We start from the raw sequence: 24325 nt of genomic DNA, 5'->3' as shown, positions 1-24325 counted from the left end.
AGGAACTGGGGGAGTTGAGCGTGCATGGGGAGTGAGGTCGAGGCGGTGATGCGCGTAGGCGCCGAGCTGCCCCCGCTGGAGATCCCGGTCACGCGCACGCTGATCGTGGCGGGCGCGATCGCGTCGCGGGACTACCAGGACGTGCACCACGACGCCGAGCTGGCCGGGCAGAAGGGCTCACCGGACGTCTTCATGAACATCCTGACGACGAACGGCCTGGTCGGCAGATACATCACGGACCACTTCGGCCCGGCGGCGATGCTCCGCAAGGTCGCCATCAGGCTGGGCGCGCCCAACTATCCGGGGGACACGATGGTGTTGACGGGCAGGATCGAGGCGGTCGACGGCGACACCGCCACCGTGCGGGTCGTCGGAGCCAACGCCCTCGGCAGACATGTGACGGGCACGGTGACGGTCGCGGTCCCGGCGCAGGTTCCCCCGGCCACCCCGGCTGCGGCCCAGGCCCAGGCCCCGGACCCGGCCCGGGACCCGGAGGGCCGCTCATGAGCGTGCGTACCCGCGACGCGCTGGGCGGGCGCGCCGCGATCGCCGGGATCGGGGCGACCGAGTTCTCCAAGGACTCCGGGCGCAGCGAGCTGCGGCTGGCCGTGGAGGCGGTGCGGGCCGCGCTGGACGACGCGGGGCTGGCGCCGGCGGACGTGGACGGGATGGTGACGTTCACGATGGACACCAACCCGGAGATCACGGTGGCCCAGGCCTGCGGGATGGGCGAGCTGTCCTTCTTCTCCCGGGTCCACTACGGCGGCGGCGCCGCCTGCGCGACCGTGCTCCAGGCGGCGCTCGCGGTGGCGACGGGCGTGGCGGAGGTGGTGGTCTGCTACCGCGCCTTCAACGAGCGGTCGGGCCGTAGGTTCGGCGCGGGCGTGCGGCACCGGGAGCCGTCGGCGGAGGGCGCGGCGCTCGGCTGGATGCTGCCGTTCGGGCTGCTCACCCCGGCCTCCTGGGTGGCGATGGCGGCCCAGCGGTATCTGCACGCGTACGGGCTGACGCCGGAGGCGTTCGGGCATGTGGCCGTGGTGGACCGCAGGTACGCGGCGACGAACCCGGCGGCGTACTTCCACGGCCGTCCGATCACGCTCGCCGAGCACGCGGCGTCCCGCTGGATCGTGGAGCCGCTGCGGCTGCTGGACTGCTGCCAGGAGACCGACGGCGCACAGGCGATCGTCGTCACCTCTCTGGAGCGGGCCCGGGACCTGCCGCATCCGCCCGCCGTGATCGCGGCGGCAGCCCAGGGCGCGGGCCGGGCACAGGAGCAGATGACCAGCTTCTACCGGGACGATCTGACCGGCCTGCCGGAGATGGGAGTGGTGGCCCGGCAGCTGTGGCGCACCTCGGGGCTCGGCCCGGCCGACATCGACGTCGGGATCCTGTACGACCACTTCACGCCGTTCGTGCTGATGCAGCTGGAGGAGTTCGGGTTCTGCGGGAAGGGGGAGGCCGCGGGCCTCGTGGCCGAGGAGCGGCTGCCGCTCAACACGCACGGGGGACAGCTCGGGGAGGCCTATCTGCACGGAATGAACGGCATGGCGGAGGCGGTGCGCCAGCTGCGGGGCACGGCGGTGAACCAGATACCGGGCGCGGCGAGCACCCTGGTGACGGCCGGCACAGGGGTGCCGACCTCGGGGCTGATCCTGACGGCGGATGCCTGAGGGCTGACGCCTGAGGGCTGACGCCTGAGGGTGGGCCGGGCAGGGGTGCCGGCAGGGGCGGCGGCCACTCCGTGTCAGGGGCGGATCGGCGGACGGGGCCAGGCCCGACCGGCTCGGTGTCAGGGGCGTACCCGCAGACGGGGTGCACCCGCTGTCCACCTTCAGGAGGTGCAGCTGGCCCCACCCCTACAACCTGAGGGGGACTCCGCTTCGGGACCTGCGGGCGATCCGCCGTAGGGGGGTGCGCTCCTAGCGTGGAGCCATGACCACACCCGTCTGCACCAGCGCCTCGGCCGCCGCCGCACCCAGGCGGCAGACCCTCCCCCACACCCGGCTCCGGACGACCGGTGAGGCTCCCGCATACCCGTCGTTCGCGTCGTATGTGCGGGCCCGCCAGCCGGTCCTGCTGCGCACCGCGCGCTCGCTGACCGCGAACCTGAGCGACGCCGAGGACCTGCTGCAGACCGCGCTCGCCAAGACCTATGTCGCCTGGGAGCGGATCGAGGACCAGCGGGCGCTCGACGGCTATGTGCGCCGGGCGCTGCTGAACACCCGTACCTCGCAGTGGCGCAAGCGCAGGGTCGACGAGTTCTCCTGCGAGGAGCTGCCCGAGCCGGAGCCGCTGCCCGGCGACGACGACCCGGCCGAGCGGCAGGCGCTGCACGACGCCATGTGGCGTGCGGTGCTGAAGCTGCCGGCGCGGCAGCGGGCGATGGTCGTCCTGCGGTACTACGAGGACCTCAGCGAGGCCCAGACCGCGGAGGTGCTCGGGGTGTCGGTGGGCACGGTGAAGTCGGCCGTGTCGCGTGCGCTGGGCAAGCTGCGTGAGGATCCTGAGCTGGGGCTGGCCCGCCAGTAGCCGGAAGTGGTGCGCCGACCCTCCCATTCCTCCCCGAGTGACGCGTCCCCTAGTGACATACCGCGCGGTATGTGAGCAGAATCAGCGGAACCTCTACCACCGCGTAGGCAACGCCGCCCCGGGAGGACTCCGTGCTGAGCACCATGCAGGACGTACCGCTGACCGTCACCCGCATCCTGACGCACGGGACGCTGGTGCACGGGCGGTCCCAGATCATCACCTGGACCGGGGAGTCCGAACCGCAGCGGCGCAGCTTCGCCGAGGCGGGAGCGCGTGCGGTGCGGCTGGCGAACGCCCTGCGGGACGAACTCGGCGTCCGGGGCGACGACCGGGTGGCGACCCTGATGTGGAACAACGCCGAGCACGTCGAGGCGTACTTCGCGATCCCGGCCATGGGCGCGGTGCTGCACACCCTCAATCTCCGGCTGCCCGCCGAGCAGCTGGTGTGGATCGTCAACCATGCGGCCGATCGAGTGATCATCGTCAACGGCTCGCTGATCCCGCTGCTCGCGCCGCTGCTGGCCAAGCTGCCGACGGTCGAGCACATCGTTGTCTCCGGCCCCGGCGACCGCTCCCCGCTCCAGGGCGCACACGCCCGGATCCATGAGTACGAGGAGCTGATCGCGGACCGGCCGACCACCTACGACTGGCCGGAGCTGGACGAACGCCAGGCCGCCGCGATGTGCTACACGTCCGGCACGACGGGCGACCCCAAGGGCGTGGTGTACAGCCACCGTTCGATCTATCTGCACTCCATGCAGGTGAACATGACCCAGTCGATGGGTCTGACCGATCAGGACACCTCGCTCGTCGTGGTGCCCCAGTTCCATGTCAACGCCTGGGGGCTGCCGCACGCCACCTTCATGAGCGGCGTGAACATGCTGATGCCGGACCGTTTCCTGCAGCCGGCGCCGCTCGCCGAGATGATCGAGCGCGAGAAGCCGACCCACGCGGCGGCCGTGCCGACGATCTGGCAGGGGCTGCTCGCCGAGCTGACCGCCCGGCCCCGGGACGTCTCCTCCCTCACCCAGGTCACCATCGGCGGCGCGGCCTGCCCGCCCTCCCTCATGACGGCCTTCGACCGGCTCGGCATGCGGGTCTGTCACGCCTGGGGCATGACGGAGACCTCCCCGCTGGGCACGGTGGCCCGCCCCCCGGCCCACGCGGCCGGCACCGAGGAGGAGTTCGCCTACCGCCTCACCCAGGGCCGTTTTCCGGCCGGTGTCGAGGCCCGCCTCACCGGCCCCGGCGGCGAACGCCTCCCCTGGGACGGCGAGTCGGCGGGTGAGCTGGAGGTGCGCGGCCCCTGGATCGCCGGCGCCTACTACAACGGCCCCGACGGCGAACCGCTGCGCCCCGCCGACAAGTTCAGTGAGGACGGCTGGCTCAAGACCGGTGACGTCGGCACCATCTCCCCCGACGGCTTCCTCACGCTCACCGACCGGGCCAAGGACGTCATCAAGTCCGGCGGCGAGTGGATCTCCTCGGTCGAGCTGGAGAACGCGCTGATGTCCCACCCGGACGTCACCGAGGCCGCGGTGGTCGCCGTACCCGACGACAAGTGGGGCGAGCGCCCGCTGGCCACGGTCGTCCTCCGGGACGGCGCCACCGCCGACTTCGAGACCCTGCGCTCCTTCCTCGCCGAGGAGGGCCGGATCGCCAAGTGGCAGCTGCCCGAGCGCTGGACGATCGTCCCGGCGGTGCCGAAGACGAGCGTGGGCAAGTTCGACAAGAAGGTGCTGCGCCGCCAGTACGCGGACGGGCAGTTGGACATCACCCGCCTCTGACCTCCGGCCAGGCGGCGTCCTCCGCCGCCCCGGTGGGCCCGGACGGCCTCAGTTGGTGCCGATCCGGGCCAGCAGGTCCACGATCCGACCCTGTACCTCGGTGCTCGTCGAGCGCTCCGCGAGGAACAGAACCGTCTCGCCCGAGGCCAGCCGGGGCAGGTCGGCCTCGTCCACGGCGGCGGTGTAGACGACCAGCGGGGTGCGGTTGAGCTGCCCGTTCGCGCGCAGCCAGTCGATGATCCCGGTGCGGCCGGCCTGCCGCCGCTGCATCTGCATCAGGTCCATCACCACGAGGTTCGGCCGGAACTGGCCCGCCAGCGTCACCGCGTCGCTGTCGCTCGCGGCCCGCGCCACCTGCATCCCGCGCCGCTCCAGCGTCGAGGTCAGCGCCAGCGCGATCTCCGCGTGCTCCTCGATGAGCAGCACCCGCGGCGGATGCTGCTCGCTGTCGCGCGGTGCCAGCGCCTTCAGCAGCACGGCGGGATCGGCGCCGTACGCCGCCTCGCGTGTCGCCTGCCCGAGCCCGGCCGTGACCAGCACCGGCACCTCGGCGGCGACGGCGGCCTGGCGCAGCGACTGCAGGGCCGTACGCGTGATCGGCCCGGTCAGCGGGTCCACGAACAGCGCGGCCGGGAACGCCGCGATCTGCGCGTCGACCTCCTCGCGGGAGTGCACGATCACCGGCCGGTAGCCGCGGTCGCTCAGCGCCTGCTGGGTCGTCGCGTCCGGCGCGGGCCACACCAGCAGCCTGCGCGGGTTGTCCAGCGGCTCCGGCGGCAGTTCGTCGTCGAGCGGCTGCGGCAGCGGCGCGTCCGCGACCTCGATGGCCCCACCGGGACCGTCCAGCGGCTCCGGCCCCTCGGCGGCGTCGGCGTCCGGCGCGCCTATGGCGTACGACCGCCCCGCGCCCTCGGTGCCCGGGGCGAGCCGGGACTGCCCGGCGAGCGAGGCCTGCGCGGGTGCGGAACCCGACTGCGCGGAACCCGACTGCGCGGAACCCGGCTGTCCGGGAACCGACTGTGCGGGAAGCGGCTGTGCGGGAGTGGCCGGTTCGACCGGGGGATGCGGCCGGCCCGCTGTCTGCTGGCCCGCCGGCTGCTCCGGCTCCGGACGCTTGGCCGGGTCCGGAGGCGTGCCCAGCTTGCGCCGACGGCCGGACCCGCCGGGCGCGTGCGGCGGCGGGGTCGCCGTCGGCTGCTGCACCTGCGCGGCCTGCCGCGAGAACGGCACGCCCTGCCCGAGCGTGCGGACGCTGATCGCCCGGCCCTGCGTCGAGTTCGGATCGACGGCGGCGCCCTCGGCGGGCAACGGCTGCGCGGCCCGCGGCGGTACGGGAGTGCCCGCGCCGGAGGTGTCGTCGGCGCCGGGCCACTGCTGCGGCACGCCGGGAGCCGAGGCCTCGGCGGGCAGCGGCCGGGTGTTGTTCGGGGTCCCGCCGGGCGGGGTCGCGGCCGGTGCCGCGGACGGCTGCTGGGCCGGGACCGCCTGCCCGGGAACGGCGGGTACGGCGGGAACGCCGGGCTGCGGCGCGGCCGCCGGTGCCGGAGCGGGCGGCTGCCCGGCCGGACCCTGCGCCTGGACGGCGTGAACCGGGGTGCCCTGACCGGGAGTCGGCGTCCCCGCCGGGTGCGGCCCGGCCTGCGCCGGAGCCGTCGGTGCCGGGGTCGGTGCCGGGACCGGCTGTGCGGCGCCCGGCGCGACCGCGGGTGCGGCACCCGGCGCGGGCGTCGGCCGAGCGGTCTGCGCCGGCTGGGCCGCGGCCCGGCGGCGCCGGCCGGTGGGCGCGCTGGTCGGATGCGGCTGCGGCGGCGTGTGGTCCGCGGCCTGGTCGAGCGGTACGGCGTCGTGCCGGCCGTCGTCACCGGGTACGGCCTCGACGGACACCGGCGGCTGAGCGGGCACCCGCACCGGTCGGGCGCCCGGCGCCGGCACCTGCGGCTGCCCCTCGACAGCACCGGGAGCCTCGCCGGCCCCCGCAGCCGTGACCACCCCGACGGCGCCCCCGACCCCGACCCCGTTCGTCGAGTCCGCGGACCGCGGTGCGCGGTCGGCCTCGGCCGGCGGCAGGGCGAAGACCGTACGCGCGCCGCTCGCCTCCTGCGCGGCGGCTCGTTCCGCCGCGGCGGCCAGCGCACGGCGGCGCCGCCCGGTCGGCTGCCCGCCCTCGGCCGGAACGACCTCGGCACCCGGAACGGCCGCGGCACCGGGCTCGCCGCCCGCCGCGGGCAGGGCCGGCGGCAGGGCGGCCTGCGGGGCGGCGGACTCGGGCCGGGCGACCCGGTCCGCGGGCACGGGCACGCCCTGCGGCGGCACGGTGGGGCCGAGCCCCGTACCGGAGGCGGCGGCCCCCGCGGCATGCTCGGCCGCGGTCACCACCGCGCCCTCGCTCACCCCTTCGCGCGCACCGTCATGCACACCTTCGCCGTCACCGGCGTCGCTCTCGGCGGGCCGGCCACGGCGTCGCCCGGTCCCGCCGGACGCGGTCTCCGCGCTCTCGGCCGGGGCCACGGCGGCCGCCTCGGCGGGCGCGCCCGCACGCCGGCGGCGCCGTCCGGTGGGTGCGGGCGCCTCCGTCTCGGTGGCCTGGCCCGCGCCCGGTACCTCGCTCTCCAGGAAGGCGTCCGTGGAGGCCCGCCGGGCCCGCCGCCGTCCGCCGCCGGCGGTCTGCTCGGCGGCCGAGGCCTCCTCCGCGCCACCTTCACCGACGTCGGCCCCCTGCCCGCCCGGTCCGGTCGCGACCGTCATTTGCCCGGTGGCCACTTGCCCGGTCGGTACTTGCCCAGTCGGTACTTGCCCGGTTGCGGCCTGTCCGGTCGAGCCCTGTGCCTGTGCGGCGGGAAGTGCCGCGGCGGACGTCTGCCCGCCGACCGTTCCGCCGACCGCCCCGGCACCCCCGCCGAGCGGTACTTCCAGCACATACGCGCTGCCGCTCATGCCCGGCACCTCGTGCGTCTGCAGGACGCCGCCGTGGGCCCGGACGATCCCGCGCACGATCGGCTCGTGCACCGAGTCACCCCCGGCGTACGGCCCACGGACCTCGATCCGTGCGACCTCGCCGCGCTGCGCGGCCGCGACCACGACGGTGTTGTCCAGGTATCCGCCCGAGGAGACGGGCGAGTTGCCGGTCGCGTCGACACCGGCCACGTCCGCCACGAGATGCGCGAGCGCGGTGGCGAGCCGCTGCGGGTCGACCTCGGCCTCGATGGGCGGCGCGTGTACGGCGAACTGCACCCGGCCAGGACCGATCAGCTCCACGGCACCGTCGACGCCGGCGGCGACGACGGCGTCCAGCATCACCTTCGTACGGGCGATGTCCTCGGCACCCGCGTCCAGCCGCTGGTACCCGAGGACGTTGTCGATGAGGGTGGTGATGCGGGCGTACCCGGCCGACAGGTGATGAAGGACCTGGTTGGCCTCGGGCCACAGCTGCCCGGCGTCGTCGGCGGCCAGGGCGGCCAGCTCGCGCCGCAGCTCGTCGAGCGGGCCGCGCAGCGACGTCGCGAGCAGGGTCAGCAACTGCTCGTGCCGGCCCGCCAGTGCCTCGTACCGGTCCTTCTCCCGCTCGGCGAGCGCCGCGTACCGCTCCTCGCCGGCCGCCAGCTCCTCCGCCTGCGTCTCGCGCAGCTCATCGACCTCGCTGATGTGCTGCTGGCGCAGCGCGGTCAGATCGGAGGCGTGCTCCTCGGAGAGCCGCTCGACCTCGTCGGAGTGTGCCTTCTCCTGTGCGGCCTTCTCCTCGGCGAGGGCCTCGTAGGGCCGCCGGTCGGTGAAGGTCATCACGGCACCGACGAGCTGGTCCCCGTCGCGCACCGGCGCGGTGGTCAGGTCGACGGACACCTTCGCGTCGCCCTTGGACCACAGCACCTGCCCGCGCACCCGGTGCTTGCGCCCGGAGCGCAGGGTGTCGGCGAGCGGGGACTCCTCGTACGGGAAGGGGGTGCCGTCGGGGCGTGAGTGCAGCACGAGGGCGTGCAGCTCCTTGCCGCCCAGCTCACCGGCCCGGTACCCCAGTATCTGCGCGGCGGCGGGGTTGAGGAGCACGATCCGCCCGTCGGTGTCGGTGCCGACGACGCCCTCCGACGCGGCCCGCAGGATCATCTCGGTCTGCCGCTGCGAGCGCGCCAGCTCCGCCTCGGTGTCCACGGTCCCGGACAGGTCCCGTACGACGATCATCAGCAGCTCGTCGCCGGTGTAGCCGTAACCGTCGTACGCCTGCTGTCCGTTCTCCAGGTTCGCGCTCGTGACCTCGACCGGGAACTCCGTCCCGTCGGTCCGCCGGGCGATCATCCGCGTCGGCTTGGTCCGCCCCCGGGGATCCATGTGATCGGGCCTGCGCATCGATCCGGGGATGAGCCGCGAGTCGAACTCGGGCAGCAGATCGAGCAGCCCGCGCCCGACGAGCGCGGTGCCCGGCGCCTCGAAGGCCTCCAGCGCGATGGTGTTCGCGTTGACGACGGTTCCGTTGGCGTTGACCAGGACCAACGCGTCCGGCAGCGCGTCGAGTATGGCTGCGAGGCGAGCAGCGCCTCGGGATGGCCTGCTGCTCACGAGACGCCTTCCTCCCTGTTACCGCACCTTGCCGACCGCTCGGGCCATCTTGCCAACCGGCCCGCGACGTGTCACGCGAGCGAGTCTAAGCGCACGGCCTGCGCTCGCGACGCCGGATGAGAGGGAGGTCCCACGACGAAGTGACATCGAACCTGTGACCACACGCCGCCGACGGCCCCTGACGCTGTCCCGGGGCAGTCCCGGCGCCGCGTTCGGCTTCGCGAGACCTTCGCCGGACCTTTACGGGACTGTTGATTTCCCCGGGAGCCGACCGGGAGCCACCCGAGAGCCACCCGCGAACGGACTCGAACGGGCTCGAACCGGCCCGGGCCGGCCCGGGCCGGCCTGCCCTAGGCAGCCGAGTCCGACTTCGGCAGCAGCGGCACCATCCGGTCCCAGCGCCCGATCTCGCACCCGTTGCTGCGGTCGTAGTCGGCGTCGACCGGGCGTCCGGCCCAGCTGCCGGTCACATGAGCGGTGGCCGGACCGCCGTAGAGCATGGTGCAGGCGGTACCGGGCGCCACCGGCGCGAAGAGGTCCCGCCCCCACCGGGTGTGCTCGTCCAGCATCCGGCAGGCATCCGCCGGGTCCTGGTGACTCCCGCCGGCCGGATGGCAGGACAGCTCGCGTGTCCCGTCCCGCTCCGGTCCGGCGTTCCGCACGACCACGGTGAGGTGATCATCCGCCCGGTCCTCGGGCCGCACGGGCGGCGGCATGACGGGCCCGACGGAAGTGGCGGCCGCGACGGGCGCGGCGACGGCGGGCACGGCGGAGAGGGCGAGGAGCCCCGAGGTGACGGCGAGAACCGACACTCGCCCGCGCCGGGGACTGTGCTGAAGACGAAAGACCATGCCCTGCCCAACGCCCCCGGCCGCCGGATGTTGCGTCCGCGCCTCGCCGGACGGAAGCCCTTTGCCCTGCGGCCCGGGTGCCTAGTACCGTGGGGGGCGATTGGTGACGAGCCGCTCGGCTGTGTCATCATCTGCACGCACCATTCGCGCGCTCGCGTGAACGGTTGTGCTGGAGGCGTCGCCTAGTCCGGTCTATGGCGCCGCACTGCTAATGCGGTTTGGGTCTTAAAGCCCATCGAGGGTTCAAATCCCTCCGCCTCCGCACTGATCCCGAAGCCCCGGTCCCCCAAGGACCGGGGCTTCGGCGTTTCCACCCCCGCGCCCGCTCGCCCCGCCCAGGGGCCCCTGTCGGCGTTTTCGCAGGTCACAAGGGGTGTGCGAATCGGATTTCACATGACGGCGGCAGTCATGTAATGTTCTTCCTGTCGCCGCGAGCGGGGCCGAAAGGACCGGGAGCGAAGACAAAACAAAAGAACAAGCACTCGTAGCTTAACGGATAGAGCATCTGACTACGGATCAGAAGGTTGCAGGTTCGAATCCTGCCGAGTGCACATAGGTCAGAGGCCCCGGAGAGATCCGGGGCCTCTGGCGTTCGCCTCTTTACCGAGCTGGATCGACTCCGTTGAGCAGGACTCACGCCCAGGCGGGGAGTCGGCGGACAAGGATCGGTCGGTCATGCAATCCAGGCAGGCTAGGGATTCTAGGTATTCCCATATCGCATGGATGTCAACATGAGCATGATGGCGTGGTGATCGAGTTCGTTCCCGATGTCCGCGACGGCGGCGGGTGGTCGAGCAGCCCGAAAGGCCGACGCCGAAGACGACGCGTAGGCAGGCCGGCCCTCACACCAGGGCCTTGGCCACCTCGTGGATGGTCGGCCTGTCTTCGGGGGCATGGCTGAGCATGGACTGGATCAGCTCGCCCAGTTCGCCTCGTGCCTTCACCGGCCGTCGCTTGCCGTCCGCCACGGCTTGTCGCTGCACGGGGCGTGGTGCGTCGTCCGGGTACTCGACGGCCCGCCAGCCCGTGGCGGAGATGAGCAGTGACGCGCCGAGTGCGTAGATGTCGGCTTCCGGTGTGGCTTCCGCTTCTCCGGTCGCGAGGACACTACGGGCGATCTCCGGCGCCTCGTAGTGGACGAGGCAGCCGCGGAACGGGAAGTCGTACCACTCGGGGACGTGGCCGCCGCGCGCCAGGGCCAGGTCGATGAGGTGGGTGCGTTCCGGCCCGATGATGAAGTGTGCGGGCTGCACGTCGCCGTGGGCCCAGCCCTGGTCGTGCAGTTCGGCCAGCGCCTGCACACAGCCGAGGGCGACGCCGGTGTGCGGTGCGATGAGTGAGTCCGGCGTACGGCAGGGCTCCCACAGTCGGTGGAGATCCGGTCCTTCGCGCCACGGCTGGAAGTTCCAGGTGCCGCCGTCCCATTCGCCGTACGCGAAGTTCTGGAAGCCGAGGCGGTGCAGCACGGCACCCTCGCGGGCGGGGGCGAGCGCCGTCCAGGGCTGGGCGGGCCAGTCGGCCGTTGCCTCGATGGGGTACCCGACCTTCACGGCGTAGCGGCCTCTGTGGCTCTCCACCTCCCAGACCATGGAGCCCCGGCGATTGAGGACCAGGCGCTGGGCCGTGGGCATGAGTGCGTCGAGCACGACGATCGGCAGTTCAGGGGGTGTCCCGGACAACGTCTGTTCTCCTTCCGGGCGACGCGGCCGACTCCGAGTCGAGGTCGTGGCCACGGTCATCAACTGCCAAAGGCTGGGCTGAAGTTGAGGTGACTGGGCCCGGCGTGGAGGGGTGCGCCGGGCCAGTTTGAAGGCGTCGGTCAGGTGGTCGGGTGGGTGGGGGCCGGAAGGCGGACCCCGGTCACTTCCTCCGCGCGCTGCCGCAGGAGCGGGGCCAGCTCGACGTACCAGCCACGGCCGACGGCCTGGAGCATTTCGGCGAGGGCGATCTGTTCGCCGATCCGGCCGGCGGGGGTGTCGAGGATGTGGGCGAACTCGGCACGGATGCGGTCCGCGACGGCGGGGACGCGGAGGCTGTTGACGTAGAGCATGGCGGGGTCGTAGCCGATGGGGACGGCGCCCCACCGCTCCCAGTCCAGGATCACGAGGGGATCGTGGGTGAGGTTGGCCCACTGGAGGTCGGCGTGACCGGTGACGCGCTCGGTGATGGCCGGCGCGGGGATGCCCAGGAACTCGGGGAAGACGCGGTCGGCCCAGGACTGGCGGATGGTCTCGCGGGGCGGTTCGGCGCCGCTGAGGGCGTCCAGGCTGTGCCGCAGGGTCGTCCACCAGGAGTCCGGCAGGCCCGGATCCCGGGTGAGGTCGGGCGTTTCCGGCGAGATGACGGGCTGGGCGATGTAGTCGATCAGCTCCGCCTCGAAGACGTACTCGCCACCGTCCCAGCGGTACACCTCGTGGAGGCGCGGGCGGGACACCTTGTCGGACACGCGTTCCTCGGCGAGCGCGATCCCCTCGTTGCGAGCGGTGGGGGTCTTGGATGCCTCGCCGCAGTGCACGCGGAGCCAGTGACCGCCCTCGGTGCGGCTGCCGATGGTGCGGCCCAGCCATCCCCACGCCGGCGCCCCTGTCGTCGTGGTGGACAGGCGGGCAGCGGCGAGGGCCAGGGCGTCCTCCATGCGTACCCGGGTGATCTCATCCTTGGGCGAGTACATCGGTGACCTTCCTGAGGTGGCCCGGATCGAGCGGGGCGGCAATGGTGGCCTTTGCGGCGGCCCGATGGGGGGCGGTGCCGGCAGACAGCAGTACCACGTCCAGGTTCGGGCAGGAGGCCGCAGCGAGGAGACAGGCTGTGGCCGGCGATGCGCCCGGGCGGATGAACTCGGCGAGTTCAGGAGTGACGAGGCTAGGCTGTGCGGGAGCTGGGCCGCGTACTGGCGCCCGGCGGCATCGCGATCGTCTCCACCAACAGCCAGGCCGACAAGCGGGAACTGGAACACCTCTGGCGCCGAGCCGCGGGCGATGTGCTGGGCATCCAGGAGGGCCCGGCCCGAGTGCAGCTGTCCGCCCGTTTCACCCTGGAGGACGCGCCGACGATCCTCGGTACGGTCTTCGGCGAGATCCGCACGATCCCTCTCCCCGGGGTGATCGAGGTGACCGATGCTGAACCGGTTGTCGCGCATTTGGTTCGCGTTACGTGTCTGGGCGGCATGCTCGTCTGCCGGAAGCCCCGTCTGTAGGCCCTCATCCCCTTCCGGGGTGACCAGGGCGTCAGTCCCCGTTGCCCGGGACGACCGCGCCGCTCTCGTAGGCGAAGACCACCGCGTGGACCCGGTCGCGTAGGCCCAGTTTGGACAGGACGTTGCTGACGTGGGTCTTTACCGTGTGCTCGCTGACCACCAGGTCCGCGGCGATCTCGGCGTTGGACAGTCCCCGGGCCAGCAGGCGCAGGGTTTCGTGTTCCCGCGCGGTGAGTTGGCCGAGCCGGGTGGAGGGCATCCGTGTCCCGCCGAGCGATGCTCCGCGGCCGGTGAACTCGGCGATCAGCCGGCGGGTCACCGACGGCGCGAGCAGGGCCTCTCCGGCCGCGACCATCCGCACCCCGTGGACCAGGTCGTCCCGCCGTACGTCCTTGAGCAGGAACCCGCTGGCGCCCGCGTACAACGCCTCGTAGACGTAGTCGTCGACGTCGAAGGTCGTCAGCATGATCACCTTGCAGGGGCTGGTGGCGCACACCTCGCGGGCCGCTTCGATCCCGTCCAGCACCGGCATCCGGATGTCGAGCAGCAGCACGTCCGGGGCGTGCCGTGCCACCGCCTCGACCGCCTGGGCGCCGTCGGCGGCCTCGGCGACCACCTCGATGTCCGGCTGGGCGTCGAGGATCATGGCGAATCCGGCCCGTACCAGTTCCTGGTCGTCGGCGACGATCACCCGGATCGGCTGCATCCCGTGTCCTCATGTCCTTCCGGAGTCCGTCGGCAGACGGGCGGTGACCACGAACCCCCGCCCGTCTCGGCCAGGGCCCGCGGTGGCCGAGCCGCCGCAGGCGGCGGCCCGTTCCCGGATGCCGATCAGGCCGCGTCCGCCCGACCAGAGACCGCCCTGGCGGGACGACGGTACCGGTACCCCGCGGCCGTCGTCGCTGACCGTGATCTCCAGGGCGGACTCGGTGCGCTCGACGCGCACGTCGACCCGGCTCGCCGAGGCGTGCCGGACGGTGTTGGTCAGCGCCTCCTGCACGATCCGGTACGCGGCGGCGGCCACGTCCTGCGGCGGCTCGGGTGCATCGAGGCCCGAGGTGTGCAGCTCGCAGCGGATGCCGGAGGCGCGGACCCGGTCCAGCACCGCGGGCAGCGAGGCCAGGGTGGGGGCCGGGGAGCGCTCCGGGGCGCCGCCGTCCTCCTTGAGCACGCCCAGCATCCGGCGCAGTTGGGCCATGGCGTCCCGGCCGGAGTCGGCGATGGCGTCGAACGCGGCGATCGCCCGGTCGGGACGGGTGCGCACCGCGACCGGGCCGGCCTCCGCCTGTACGACCATGAGGCTGACCGCGTGCGCCAGGATGTCGTGCATCTCGCGGGCGATCCTGGCCCGTTCCTCGACGGTGGCGCGCGCGGCCCTGACGGCGGCCTCGCGCTCCAACTGGGCGGCGCGCTCGGCCTGTGCCCGGATGGACCGGCGCAGCTCCCGCACGGTGGACCCGAGGATGTAGCCGCCCGCCATCGGCAGCCAGCTGAAGATCGCCCCGTTGGGGCTGTGGGTGCTCAGGACGGTGATGACCGTGGCGGCGACCAGGGTGAACCAGCGCTGCCAGTCCGCCCCCTGCTCGGCGACGGTGTAGATCAGCACGATCGCGGCCACCGGCACCTGCGGGTACGCCGAGTGCGCCCACAGGCTGATGCCCTCGGAGCAGGGGGTCATCAACAGCAGGCAGACGAAGGGTGCCCGGCGACGCCAGGGCAGCGGGAGCGCCGTACCGAGTGCCAGTGCGTAGACCCACCAGGTGCGGATGTACTCGCTCTGCAGCACGGACAGTACGGCGACCACGGCCGCGAGCAGCGCGAGGGCGCTGTCCACGGCCACCGGGGGCGGGGCGGGCAGCCGTTGCCCCCAACTGCCGTTCCGGAAAGGCGAGTTCACGCCGGTTCGACCGTGACATCACCGGTCTGGGCCTTCGCCGTGATGGCGCGCGGGCTGTCGTCGGCCTGGTCGACGCGGACATCGACCTTGCCGGTCTGGGCGCCGGCCCGGACCGCGTACCGCGTGCCGCGCGGGACGGCGATGTCGATGTCGCCGGTCTGGGTGCCGGCCTGCACGGCGGACGGGGTGCGGCTGAACGCCGCCCGCACTTCACCGGTGTCCGTGGTCAGTTCGGCTCGTTCGGCCGTGAGACGCGTGCCGGTGATGTCCCCGGTGTCGGTCTCGGCCGTCACCGGGCCGCCCAGGGCGGTGAGCGACACATCACCGGTGTCCTCGGCGACGGAGACCGTCGTACCGGTCGGGACGTTCACGTCGTAGTCGACGCCGCAGTCGTCGCAGTCGTAGGTCAGGGTCAGCGTGCCGTCGGCGGCGGTGGTGTGGGTGGTGTGCGGTGGGCTGCTCCGGTAGTTCTGCCGCTCGGTGACGCTGACCGTCGTACTGCCGCCGGTCACCCGTACGTCCCCCGTGTCGCCCTTGATGACCAGCTTGTGCACCGGTGCGCGCACGCCGTAGCTGACCTCGCGGTGCCGGTCGGAGGCGAACCCGGAGCAGCCGGACAGCAGCACCCCCGCGGTGGTCACGGCGGTGGCGGTGCTGAGCAGACGGCCGGCCGGCCGGAAGGCCGGACGCGAGGTCGAGCGGTGGGTCAAACGGTGGATCATCCATTCCCCCTTGATGGTTCTCGCTGGTCACAGCGTCCCATCCGGCGACCGGGCCGGGATCCCCCGCAGGAGCGGTTTGCGGGAGTCCCTCGCGAGAGCGAGATGCGCGAGAGGGACGGTCCCCGCGGGATGCGCGCGCGGGCGTCAGCACTCCTCGGCGGGGTCGTTCCGGTTCAGTTTCTCCAGGTACTCGTGTGCCAGGGAGGTGGCCCGGGTGAACCAGTCGGTGATGACCGCCAGTTCCTCGGGGGAGTAGTCCGCGAACAGGTCGGCCAGCCGTTGGTAGTGGCCCACGTACACCGCCTCGACACGGGTGACGGCGGCCGGTACGGCGGCCACGCGGACCCGGCGGCGGTCCGTGGGGTCGGGGCGGCGGGTGACATAGCCGGCACGTTCGAGGCGGTTGAGGATGCCGGTCACCGCGCCGGTGGTGACATGCGCGCGGGCGGCCAGGTCGCCGGCCGTCAGCAGGTCGTCGCCGGCCTCCAGGACGAAGGCGAAACAGGTCAGGTCGGTGACGTTCAGACCCAGCAGCCGGGCCAGCTCCTGCTGTCCGATGACGTGGGCGGCGATGAGGTGATCCATCGCCGACAGTGCCTGGGCCGCAGTGGCGGGCGGTCGCGGCGTGCCGTGCATCTTTCGGTATCCCTTAGTTAGTGAGATATTCGAGTGGTTAATTTCTTAGCTCGTAAGGGAATCTCGTCCCCGGAGGCGGCGCTATGAGTCTGTACGACGAGGGTCACACGATCGCCGGCTGGACCGGCTTCGGTATCGCGGCGGTGGGCGGCGGCGTGGCGGGGTGGGGCGTGTGTACGGCCTCGCTGCCGGTGGTCGCGGGCGGACTGGCGGTCGTGGCCGTGAGTGTCGTGGCGACCTGGGCGCTGCATCTGGCCGGCTGGGGCAAGCCGCCGGGCGTGCGGCCGCGGGAGCAGTGGGGCATGCGGGTCCGGGATCCACAGGCCCGGGACGGGCATGCCGGGTGCGTCGGATGCCGGCTGGCGGGGCGGGGATCCCGGGGCGCCCTGGTCGTCGCGGCGTCGGCGCCCGCGTCGGCGTCCGGCGGATCCGCACCTCTGTCGCCCGTCGAGTGAACGCGCCGGTGGCGAACGGCGGTTGGTGACGGCGGGCGACGTGGGTGACGCGGGCGACGTGGGTGACATGGGTGACGTGGGTGACGTGGGCGACGCGGTCGACGTCGGCGGCTCGTCGGCCGCCGTGCCGTTGTCAGACCCGCGGCCTACCCTCACTCGTGATGGCACAGGGATGGAAATGCTCGGGACTGCGCTGGTCGGCCGACGGGCCCGTGCTGATGTGGGACGGCGGGCGGCGCAGTGCGCTGCCCTGGGGCAAGCGGGTCGGCTTCGCGGTGCCGGACGGGGGCGTGCGGACGTGCGTGGGGGCGCGCGGGCATGCCTGCCCCGTCCGGGCCGCCGTGCCGGGGCGGAGCACGGGCGCCCGGTGCGAGGAGTGCGCGCGGCTGGACCGGGCGCACTCGGTGGCCGCCGACACGATCGCCGACGACCCGCGGCCGTACCGGGTGTATCTGGCGTGGTTCGGGCCCGGCCTGGTCAAGGTCGGTATCACCGCGGTCGAGCGGGGCGATGCCCGGCTGCTGGAGCAGGGCGCCGTCTGTTTCAGCCGGCTCGGCACCGGCCCGCTGATGGCCGCCCGGCGCACCGAAGAGCTGCTGCGGGCCGCGCTCCAGGTGCCGGACCGGATCCCGTACGCCGAGAAGCGGGCGGTGCGCGCGGCGCTGCCGGAGAGCGCGACGGAGCGTGCGGCCGAGGTGCGGGAGCTGTATGCGCGGGCCGTGGCGCTCCCCGGGTGGCCGGAGTCCCTGCGTCCGGAGCCCTGTGAAGTGACCGATCATCTCGGGGCGTTCGGGCTGGCCGGCGCTCCCGCCGCGCTGGGGGAGGTCGTGCGGCTCGTCCAGGGCGGTGGGGTGAGCGGTGAGCTGGTCTCGGCCGCCGGGCCCGATCTCCATCTGGCGGTCGCCGGGCGCGGGGTCGTCGTACTCGACACCCGGCTGATGACCGGCTGGGAGCTGGTGCCGCAGGCCGCCTCGGGCACGCCCGGACTCACCTTCCCGGTAAGGGAGTTCACCCGAGAGCAGGAGGGCCTGTTCTGAGACGGAGGTAGAGAAAAGAACGGAGGCAGAGAACGGAGGCAAAGAATCGGATCCCTTACGGATCCCTTTCGGCAAGGGCCATGGACGCCGCCCGGCCCCGCAGCCGACCGTGGGGGACATGAGCAACCGACCGAACGCTGCTGAACGGGCCACACCCACCGCCCTCCCCGAACCCCCTTACTACGCCGCGATCTTCACCTCCCTCCGCACGGACGCCGCCTCCGACACCGGCCCCGACGACCCCGACGGATACGCGCGCACCGCCGAACGCCTCTCCCGGCTCGTCCGTGACATCCCCGGCTTCCTCGGCGAGGACTTCGCGCACACCCCCGGCGGACTCGCCGTCAGCATCGCCTACTTCAGCGACCTGGCCGGGATCGAGCGGTGGCGCGAGCACCCCGACCACCTCGCGGCCAAGCGGCGCGGGCGGGCCCGGTGGTACGAGCGGTACGCGATCCACATCGCCCGGGTCGAGCAGCACCACGAGTTCAGCCGCCCGGTCTGACCCCGGTCCGCTCCCGCTTCGCTTCCCAGGAGCCGCCTGAGAGATGCCTGTGTGTTTCTCAGGGAAATCACAGACAGGGGAAAGTCTCCTCTCAGAGGGCGGCGACAAGGTGTCCACCATGACCACGACCTCGCCCCAGGGGCGCACCGAACTGCTGAGGCCGGACGGGAGCCCCGTCCGAGTGCTTGTGGTGGACGACGAGTTGTCGATCACCGAACTGCTGAGTATGGCCCTTCGTTACGAGGGCTGGCAGATCAGGAGTGCGGGGGACGGGCACGGCGCCGTCCAGGCGGCCCGTGAGTTCCGGCCCGACGCCGTCGTGCTCGACATGATGCTGCCCGACATGGACGGGCTGGCCGTCCTCGGGCGGCTGCGCCGTGAACTGCCCGATGTGCCGGTGCTGTTCCTGACGGCCAAGGACGCCGTCGAGGACCGTATCGCCGGGCTCACCGCCGGCGGGGACGACTACGTCACCAAGCCGTTCAGCCTGGAGGAGGTCGTGGCCCGGCTGCGGGGTCTCATCCGGAGGTCCGGGGCGGCCGACCGGCGCTCCGACTCCGTGCTCGTCGTCGGGGATCTGACCCTCGACGAGGACAGCCACGAGGTCTCGCGGGCCGGGGACTCCATCCACCTCACCGCCACCGAGTTCGAGCTGCTGCGCTTCCTGATGCGCAACCCGCGGCGGGTGCTCAGCAAGGCGCAGATCCTGGACCGGGTCTGGTCGTACGACTTCGGCGGGCAGGCCAATGTCGTCGAGCTGTACATCTCGTATCTGCGGCGGAAGATCGACGCGGGCCGTGAGCCCATGATCCACACCCGGCGGGGGGCCGGCTATCTGATCAAGTCCGCCGTGTCATGAGCCGACGACGACGGCCGGGTCCGGTCAGGCGGCAGAGGCGACGAGCACAGCCGCGCACCCTGCGGACCCGGCTCGTCGTCGCATCGGTGCTGCTGATCGCCGTGGTCTGCGCGGTGATCGGCACGGTCACCACCGTGGCCCTGCGGTCGCATCTGTACGACCAGCTGAACGGGCAGCTCATCGAGGCCTCGGCGCGCGCGGCCGGCGGGATCGGGCCGGCGCCGGGCGAGTCGAAGCCCGGTGACACCGCGCCGGGCCTGCAGAGCGGCCGGCAGGGGAAGCGGAGCTTTCCCGAAAGGGAGACGAATCTCCGCGACTTCGTCGCGCGGGGTCCGCAGCCCGGCGGCACCGTCGCGGCGAAGATCGAGAACGGCGTCATCACCGACGCCGAGGTCGGCCACAAGTCCAAGGACGACAACAACGTCCCGCAGATGAACGCCAAGTCGCTGACGACGGACCAGATCAAGGCGCTCGGTTCCGTCCCCAAGGACGGCACCATCCACAGCGCCGGGATTCCCGGGCTCGGCGACTACCAGGTGCGGTACGTCGACGGCAACAACGGCACCTACTACGTCGCCCTCCCGACCGCGGAAGTCGACGACAACATCAACGCCCTGATCCTCATCGAGGTCAGCGTCACCGTGGCCGGACTGGTCGCCGCCGGTATCGCCGGTTCCGTGCTCGTCGGCGTCGCCACCCGCCCCCTGCGCAAGGTCGCCAACACCGCCACCCGGGTCTCCGAACTCCCGCTGCACACCGGCGAGGTGAACCTCAGCGAGCGGGTACCCGAGTCCGAGTGCGATCCGCACACCGAGGTCGGGCAGGTCGGCGCCGCGCTGAACCGCATGCTCAACCATGTGCACGGCGCCCTGCACGCCCGCCAGCAGAGCGAGACGCGGGTACGGCAGTTCGTCGCCGACGCCAGTCATGAGCTGAGGACGCCGCTCGCCTCCATCCGGGGGTACGCCGAGCTGACCCGGCGCGGGCGCGAGCAGGTCGGCCCCGACACCCGGCACGCCCTCGGCCGTATCGAGTCCGAGGCGGGCCGGATGACCCTCCTGGTCGAGGATCTCCTGCTGCTGGCCCGGCTGGACGCCGGCCGGCCGCTGCAGTTCGAGCAGACCGATCTCATCCCGCTGGTCGTGGACACCGTCAGCGACTCCCGCGCGGCCGGCATGGGCCACAACTGGCGGTTGGATCTGCCCGACGAGCCGGCGCTCGTGTCCGCCGACGCGGCCCGGGTCCAGCAGGTGCTGGTCAATCTGCTCGGCAACGCCCGCAAGCACACCCCGCCCGGTACGACCGTCACCGCGCGGGTGCAGCGGCGCGGGCCGTGGATGTGCGTGGACGTCGAGGACAACGGACAGGGCATCCCGCCGGAGCTGCTGCCGCATGTCTTCGAGCGGTTCGCGCGCGGGGACTCCGCGCGGTCCCGCGCGACCGGGTCGACCGGGCTCGGGCTCGCCATCGTGCAGGCGGTCGCGGCCGCGCACGGCGGCGCCGTCACCGTGGACAGCGTTCCGGGGCGCACGGTGCTCACCGTGCATCTGCCCGCGCTTGCCCCCGCCGTGCCCCGGCCCGCCGCCGAAACGGACCGGCGAGCGCACTCACAGGCACAGCACAGTGCCACCACATGGGTGCGACAGGGCGCCTGACGAAAGTCGGTCCCATGCGAACCGACTCTTCTCCCGGCACTCTGCCGGCGCGGGAGCACCTCCCGGCCGGCGACGCCGGTACGCCTGTCCTGGACGTAGTGATCCCCGTCCACAACGAGGAGAAGGACCTCCGGCCGTGTGTGCTCAGACTGCACGAGCACCTCAGGCGCACCTTCCCGTACGCCTTCCGCATCACCGTCGCGGACAACGCGTCCACGGACACCACCGAGCAGGTGGCGGCGCGGCTGGCGGCGGAGATCCCGGAGGTGACCGACTTCCGCCTGGAGCAGAAGGGCCGCGGGCGGGCCCTGCGGACCGTGTGGTCGGCGTCGAACGCGCCGATCCTCGCCTATATGGACGTCGACCTGTCCACCGACCTCAACGCCCTGCTGCCGCTGGTGGCGCCGCTGATCTCCGGCCACTCCGACCTCGCGATCGGCTCCCGGCTCGCCCGCTCCTCCCGCGTGGTGCGCGGCCCCAAGCGGGAGTTCATCAGCCGGGCCTACAACCTGATCCTGCGCGGTTCGCTCCAGGCCCGCTTCTCCGACGCGCAGTGCGGCTTCAAGGCGATCCGGCGGGATGTGGCCCAGGTGCTGCTGCCGCTGGTGGAGGACACCGGCTGGTTCTTCGACACCGAGATGCTGGTGCTCGCCGAGCGCGCGGGGCTCAGGATCCACGAGGTGCCGGTCGACTGGGTCGACGACCCGGACTCCACCGTGCACATCGTGCGGACCGCGACCGATGACCTCAAGGGCGTCTGGCGGGTCGGCAAGGCGCTGGCCACCGGTTCGCTGCCGCTGGACCGGCTCGGCCGGCCGTTCGGCGACGACCCGCGCGACCGCGAACTGACCGACGTGCCCACGGGACTTGCCCGCCAGCTCGTCGGCTTCTGCGTGGTCGGCGGCCTGTCCACCCTCTTCTACCTGGTGCTCTACAGCCTCTTCCGGCAGTTCTCCGGCTCCCAGATCGCCAACGCGCTCGCGCTGCTGGTCTCGGCGGTCGCCAACACGGCCGCCAACCGCCGGCTGACCTTCGGGGTGCGCGGCCGGGGCGGCGCCGTACGGCACCAGGCGCAGGGCCTGGTCGTCTTCGGCATCGGCCTCGCCCTGACCAGTGGCTCCCTGGCCGCCCTGAACGCGGCCGGCGACCACCCGGCGCACTCCACGGAACTGGCGGTGCTCATCGCCGCCAACCTCGCCGCGACCGTGCTGCGTTTCCTGCTGTTCCGCGCCTGGGTCTTCCCGGACCGGGACGAGGCCGGGCCGGCCGGCTCGTCGACGGTGACCGCCGGGCACACCCCGTCCTCGCCGGCCCACCGCACGACGGCCCCGTACGCGCCGCTCCCGCAGCGGCCGGCCGCGCATCCGCAGTCGTACCGGACCACCGACCAGACCACCGAGGTCCGCGCCGGTGAAGCCGCGGACGGCAGCTGGAGGGACACCACCGTGCGACTGCAGCCGGTGCGCCCTCACGACACCGACCCGGGGGATCCCCGATGACCACCCACTACGACCAGTCGGCGCAGACGGACGGCCCCGCGGCCTGGGGCCCGCCCCCGACCGCTCCCCCGACCGCTTCCCCGGACGCGCGGCCGGCTCACCGGCGCCAGGCCGGTGAGCCCCGGCAGCCGCTGGTGCGCAGACTGTGGCGCGGCCGGCCCGAGGACCCGCGCTGGGCGCGCCCGGCCTTCCTCGGCCTGCTGGCCGCCACCCTCCTGCTCTACCTGTACGACCTCAGCGCCTCCGGCTACTCCAACTCCTTCTACTCGGCGGCCGTACAGGCGGGCAGCAAGTCCTGGAAGGCGTTCTTCTTCGGTTCGCTGGACGCCGGCAACGCCATCACCGTCGACAAGCCGTCGGCCTTCCTGTGGCCGATGGAGCTGTCGGTGCGGATCTTCGGACTGAACGCCTGGGCGATCCTCACGCCCGAGGTGCTGATGGGCGTGGGCACGGTGGCGGTCGTGTACGCGGGTGTACGGCGCCGGTTCAGCCCGGTGGCCGGACTGGTGGCGGGCGCGGTCCTCGCGCTCACCCCGGTCGCCGCGCTGATGTTCCGGTTCGACAACCCGGACGCGATGCTGGCCCTGCTGATGGCGCTGGCCTGCTACTTCGTCGTACGGGCGGTGGAGGACGGCCGGACGAGGTGGCTGGTCGCTGCCGGGGCCGCGATCGGCCTCGCCTTCCTCGCCAAGACGCTCCAGGCATTCCTGATCCTGCCTCCGCTGGCGATCGTGTACGCCGTCTGCGGTCCGGTGAGGCTGCGGAAGCGGCTCGGCCAACTGGCGCTCGCCACCGCCGCGTTGGTGGCGGCCGGCGGCTGGTGGGTCGCGATCGTCGAGCTGTGGCCCGCCTCCTCCCGCCCCTACATCGGTGGTTCGCAGAACAACAGCTTCCTGGAGCTGACCTTCGGCTACAACGGCCTGGGCCGCCTCAGCGGTGACGAGACCGGCAGCGTCGGAGGCGGCGGCGGTGGCGCGGGCGGCAGTGGCCGCTGGGGCGCGACCGGCTGGGACCGGATGTTCAACGCCGAGATCGGCGGCCAGATCTCCTGGCTGCTCCCGGCCGCGCTGATCCTCCTGGCCGGCGGCCTGGTCGCCACCTGCAAGCTGAAGCGCACCTCCGTCGCCCGGGCCTCGTTCCTGGTCTGGGGCGGCTCGCTGCTGATCACCATGGTGGTCTTCAGCTATATGGCGGGCATCTTCCACCAGTACTACACGGTGGCTCTCGCGCCCTGTCTTGCGGCCGTCATCGGCATGGGCGCCGGGCTGCTGTGGGAGAAGCGGCGGGAGCTGTGGGCGTCGATCACCCTCGCCGCGTCCGTGGTCGCGGCGGCGGCCTGGGGCTACATCCTGCTCAACCGCACCTCCACCTATCTGCCCTGGCTGAAGTGGCTGGTGCTGATCGGCGGTCTGGCGGCCGCGCTGGGCCTCGTCCTCGCCGGCCGGATCTCCCGGCAACTGGCCCTCGGGGCGGCGACGGTGGGCCTGGTCGCCGCGCTCGCCGGCCCGACGGCGTACACCCTCAGCACGGTGGACTCCGCGCACACCGGTTCCATCCCGACGGCCGGTCCGGCGGGCGCGAGCACGATGGGCTTCGGCGGCGGCGGGACGGGCGGCGGCAAGGGCGGCGGCATGCGCCGCGGCTTCGGCGGCGGGTTGCCCGGCCGGCAGGGCCAGGGGCAGGGGCAGGGGCAGAACGGCAACGGCTTCCCGGGCGGCGGCGGTACCGGAGGCTTCCCGGGCGGGGGCATGGGTGCCGGCGGCCTGCTGAACGGCGCGAACGTCTCGGCCGCCGCGAAGAAGCTGCTGGCGAAGGACGCGTCCGCGTACACCTGGGTCGCCGCGTCCATCGGCTCCCAGAACGCGGCCAGTTACCAGCTCGCCACCGGTGACCCGGTGATGGCGATCGGCGGCTTCAACGGCACCGACCCGTCGCCGACCCTGGCCCGGTTCAAGAAGTACGTGGCGGACGGAAGGATCCACTACTTCATCTCGGGCGGCGGCTTCGGAGGCATGGGCGGCGGCAACAGCGGCGGCAGCAGCGGTACGGCCTCCCCGATCAGCTCGTGGGTCCAGAGCACCTTCAGGAAGGTCACGGTCGGTTCGGCCACCTTCTACGACCTCACGCAGAAGAAGGGCGGCTGAGAGCG

The 24325-nt window shown here is 72.7% G+C and carries 19 protein-coding genes, 2 tRNA genes and 1 pseudogene; 14 read left to right on the top strand and 8 right to left on the bottom strand.

What is annotated here, in order from left to right:
* Positions 1-48 precede the first annotated feature (48 nt).
* The 4 genes from IE277_RS15785 to IE277_RS15770 all read left to right on the top strand — a co-directional run bounded on the left by IE277_RS15785 (position 49) and on the right by IE277_RS15770 (position 4316).
* Positions 49-507, top strand: coding sequence for a MaoC family dehydratase (locus tag IE277_RS15785; protein WP_189953285.1), 459 nt, complete (start codon positions 49-51; stop codon positions 505-507).
* Entirely contained in the window at positions 504-1670 is a 1167-nt protein-coding gene (locus tag IE277_RS15780; protein WP_189952796.1) for a lipid-transfer protein, read from the top strand. The genes IE277_RS15785 and IE277_RS15780 overlap by 4 nt, the downstream gene beginning before the upstream one ends.
* A 262-nt stretch (positions 1671-1932) precedes the next feature.
* On the top strand, positions 1933-2529 hold the full coding sequence (locus IE277_RS15775) for a SigE family RNA polymerase sigma factor (protein WP_189952794.1): 597 nt from the start codon (positions 1933-1935) through the stop codon (positions 2527-2529).
* A gap of 131 nt (positions 2530-2660) precedes the next feature.
* On the top strand, positions 2661-4316 hold the full coding sequence (locus IE277_RS15770; protein WP_189952793.1) for a long-chain fatty acid--CoA ligase: 1656 nt from the start codon (positions 2661-2663) through the stop codon (positions 4314-4316).
* Positions 4317-4364: 48 nt separating this feature from the next.
* On the opposite strand, the gene IE277_RS15765 is transcribed toward IE277_RS15770, so the two are convergent.
* Positions 4365-8864: a PAS domain-containing protein gene (locus IE277_RS15765; protein WP_189952791.1), complete on the bottom strand. Its 4500-nt coding sequence runs from the start codon at positions 8862-8864 to the stop codon at positions 4365-4367.
* 350 nt (positions 8865-9214) lie between these two features.
* Positions 9215-9715: an SSI family serine proteinase inhibitor gene (locus IE277_RS15760; RefSeq protein ID WP_189952789.1), complete on the bottom strand. Its 501-nt coding sequence runs from the start codon at positions 9713-9715 to the stop codon at positions 9215-9217.
* A gap of 171 nt (positions 9716-9886) precedes the next feature.
* Here IE277_RS15760 and IE277_RS15755 point away from each other — a divergent pair.
* Together IE277_RS15755 and IE277_RS15750 are read left to right on the top strand one after the other, a co-directional pair.
* Positions 9887-9977: transfer RNA gene (locus IE277_RS15755), tRNA-Ser, on the top strand.
* 216 nt (positions 9978-10193) lie between these two features.
* Positions 10194-10266: transfer RNA gene (locus tag IE277_RS15750), tRNA-Arg, on the top strand.
* Positions 10267-10557: 291 nt separating this feature from the next.
* Here IE277_RS15750 and IE277_RS15745 read toward each other — a convergent pair.
* On the bottom strand, positions 10558-11394 hold the full coding sequence (locus tag IE277_RS15745; RefSeq protein ID WP_189952787.1) for a protein kinase domain-containing protein: 837 nt from the start codon (positions 11392-11394) through the stop codon (positions 10558-10560).
* A 140-nt stretch (positions 11395-11534) separates the two neighbouring features.
* Positions 11535-12386, bottom strand: coding sequence for a hypothetical protein (locus IE277_RS15740; RefSeq protein WP_189952785.1), 852 nt, complete (start codon positions 12384-12386; stop codon positions 11535-11537).
* A gap of 195 nt (positions 12387-12581) precedes the next feature.
* On the opposite strand from IE277_RS15740, the pseudogene IE277_RS15735 reads away from it, so the two are divergent.
* Positions 12582-12911: pseudogene (locus IE277_RS15735) on the top strand (class I SAM-dependent methyltransferase); the annotation flags it as partial.
* 31 nt (positions 12912-12942) lie between these two features.
* Here IE277_RS15735 and IE277_RS15730 read toward each other — a convergent pair.
* From IE277_RS15730 to IE277_RS15715, 4 genes are all read right to left on the bottom strand, one after another.
* Positions 12943-13617, bottom strand: a complete 675-nt coding sequence (locus IE277_RS15730) for a response regulator (RefSeq protein ID WP_189952782.1) — start codon at positions 13615-13617, stop codon at positions 12943-12945.
* 9 nt (positions 13618-13626) lie between these two features.
* A complete protein-coding gene (locus IE277_RS15725; protein WP_189952780.1) occupies positions 13627-14808 on the bottom strand; it encodes a sensor histidine kinase in 1182 nt (393 codons plus the stop codon).
* Positions 14805-15530, bottom strand: a complete 726-nt coding sequence (locus IE277_RS15720; protein WP_189952778.1) for a DUF4097 family beta strand repeat-containing protein — start codon at positions 15528-15530, stop codon at positions 14805-14807. The genes IE277_RS15725 and IE277_RS15720 overlap by 4 nt, the downstream gene beginning before the upstream one ends.
* A 144-nt stretch (positions 15531-15674) precedes the next feature.
* Positions 15675-16166: a MarR family transcriptional regulator gene (locus IE277_RS15715; RefSeq protein WP_189952777.1), complete on the bottom strand. Its 492-nt coding sequence runs from the start codon at positions 16164-16166 to the stop codon at positions 15675-15677.
* Positions 16167-16249: 83 nt separating this feature from the next.
* Here IE277_RS15715 and IE277_RS15710 point away from each other — a divergent pair, with 83 nt between their 5' ends.
* From IE277_RS15710 to IE277_RS15680, 7 genes are all read left to right on the top strand, one after another.
* Complete coding sequence (locus IE277_RS15710; protein ID WP_189952774.1) at positions 16250-16621, top strand: HGxxPAAW family protein; 372 nt, start codon at positions 16250-16252, stop codon at positions 16619-16621.
* A gap of 161 nt (positions 16622-16782) precedes the next feature.
* Complete coding sequence (locus IE277_RS15705; protein WP_189952773.1) at positions 16783-17658, top strand: DUF2797 domain-containing protein; 876 nt, start codon at positions 16783-16785, stop codon at positions 17656-17658.
* Positions 17659-17776: 118 nt separating this feature from the next.
* Positions 17777-18163, top strand: a complete 387-nt coding sequence (locus IE277_RS15700) for an antibiotic biosynthesis monooxygenase family protein (protein WP_189952772.1) — start codon at positions 17777-17779, stop codon at positions 18161-18163.
* A gap of 118 nt (positions 18164-18281) precedes the next feature.
* Positions 18282-19022 (top strand): response regulator transcription factor, encoded by a 741-nt coding sequence (locus tag IE277_RS15695; protein WP_229881582.1) that lies wholly within the window; start codon positions 18282-18284, stop codon positions 19020-19022.
* A complete protein-coding gene (locus IE277_RS15690; protein ID WP_189952770.1) occupies positions 19019-20677 on the top strand; it encodes a sensor histidine kinase in 1659 nt (552 codons plus the stop codon). Before IE277_RS15695 ends, IE277_RS15690 begins: the two co-directional genes overlap by 4 nt.
* Positions 20678-20691: 14 nt before the next feature.
* On the top strand, positions 20692-22176 hold the full coding sequence (locus tag IE277_RS15685; protein ID WP_189952768.1) for a bifunctional glycosyltransferase family 2/GtrA family protein: 1485 nt from the start codon (positions 20692-20694) through the stop codon (positions 22174-22176).
* Positions 22173-24320: a glycosyltransferase family 39 protein gene (locus IE277_RS15680; RefSeq protein ID WP_189952766.1), complete on the top strand. Its 2148-nt coding sequence runs from the start codon at positions 22173-22175 to the stop codon at positions 24318-24320. Before IE277_RS15685 ends, IE277_RS15680 begins: the two co-directional genes overlap by 4 nt.
* The last annotated feature ends 5 nt before the right edge of the window (positions 24321-24325 follow it).

It is taken from the genome of Streptomyces alanosinicus, from assembly GCF_014650595.1.
In the GTDB taxonomy this organism is placed as follows: domain Bacteria; phylum Actinomycetota; class Actinomycetes; order Streptomycetales; family Streptomycetaceae; genus Streptomyces; species Streptomyces alanosinicus.
Note: the sequence above shows the minus strand (reverse complement) of the source record. Positions and strands in the feature narration are given on the sequence as shown.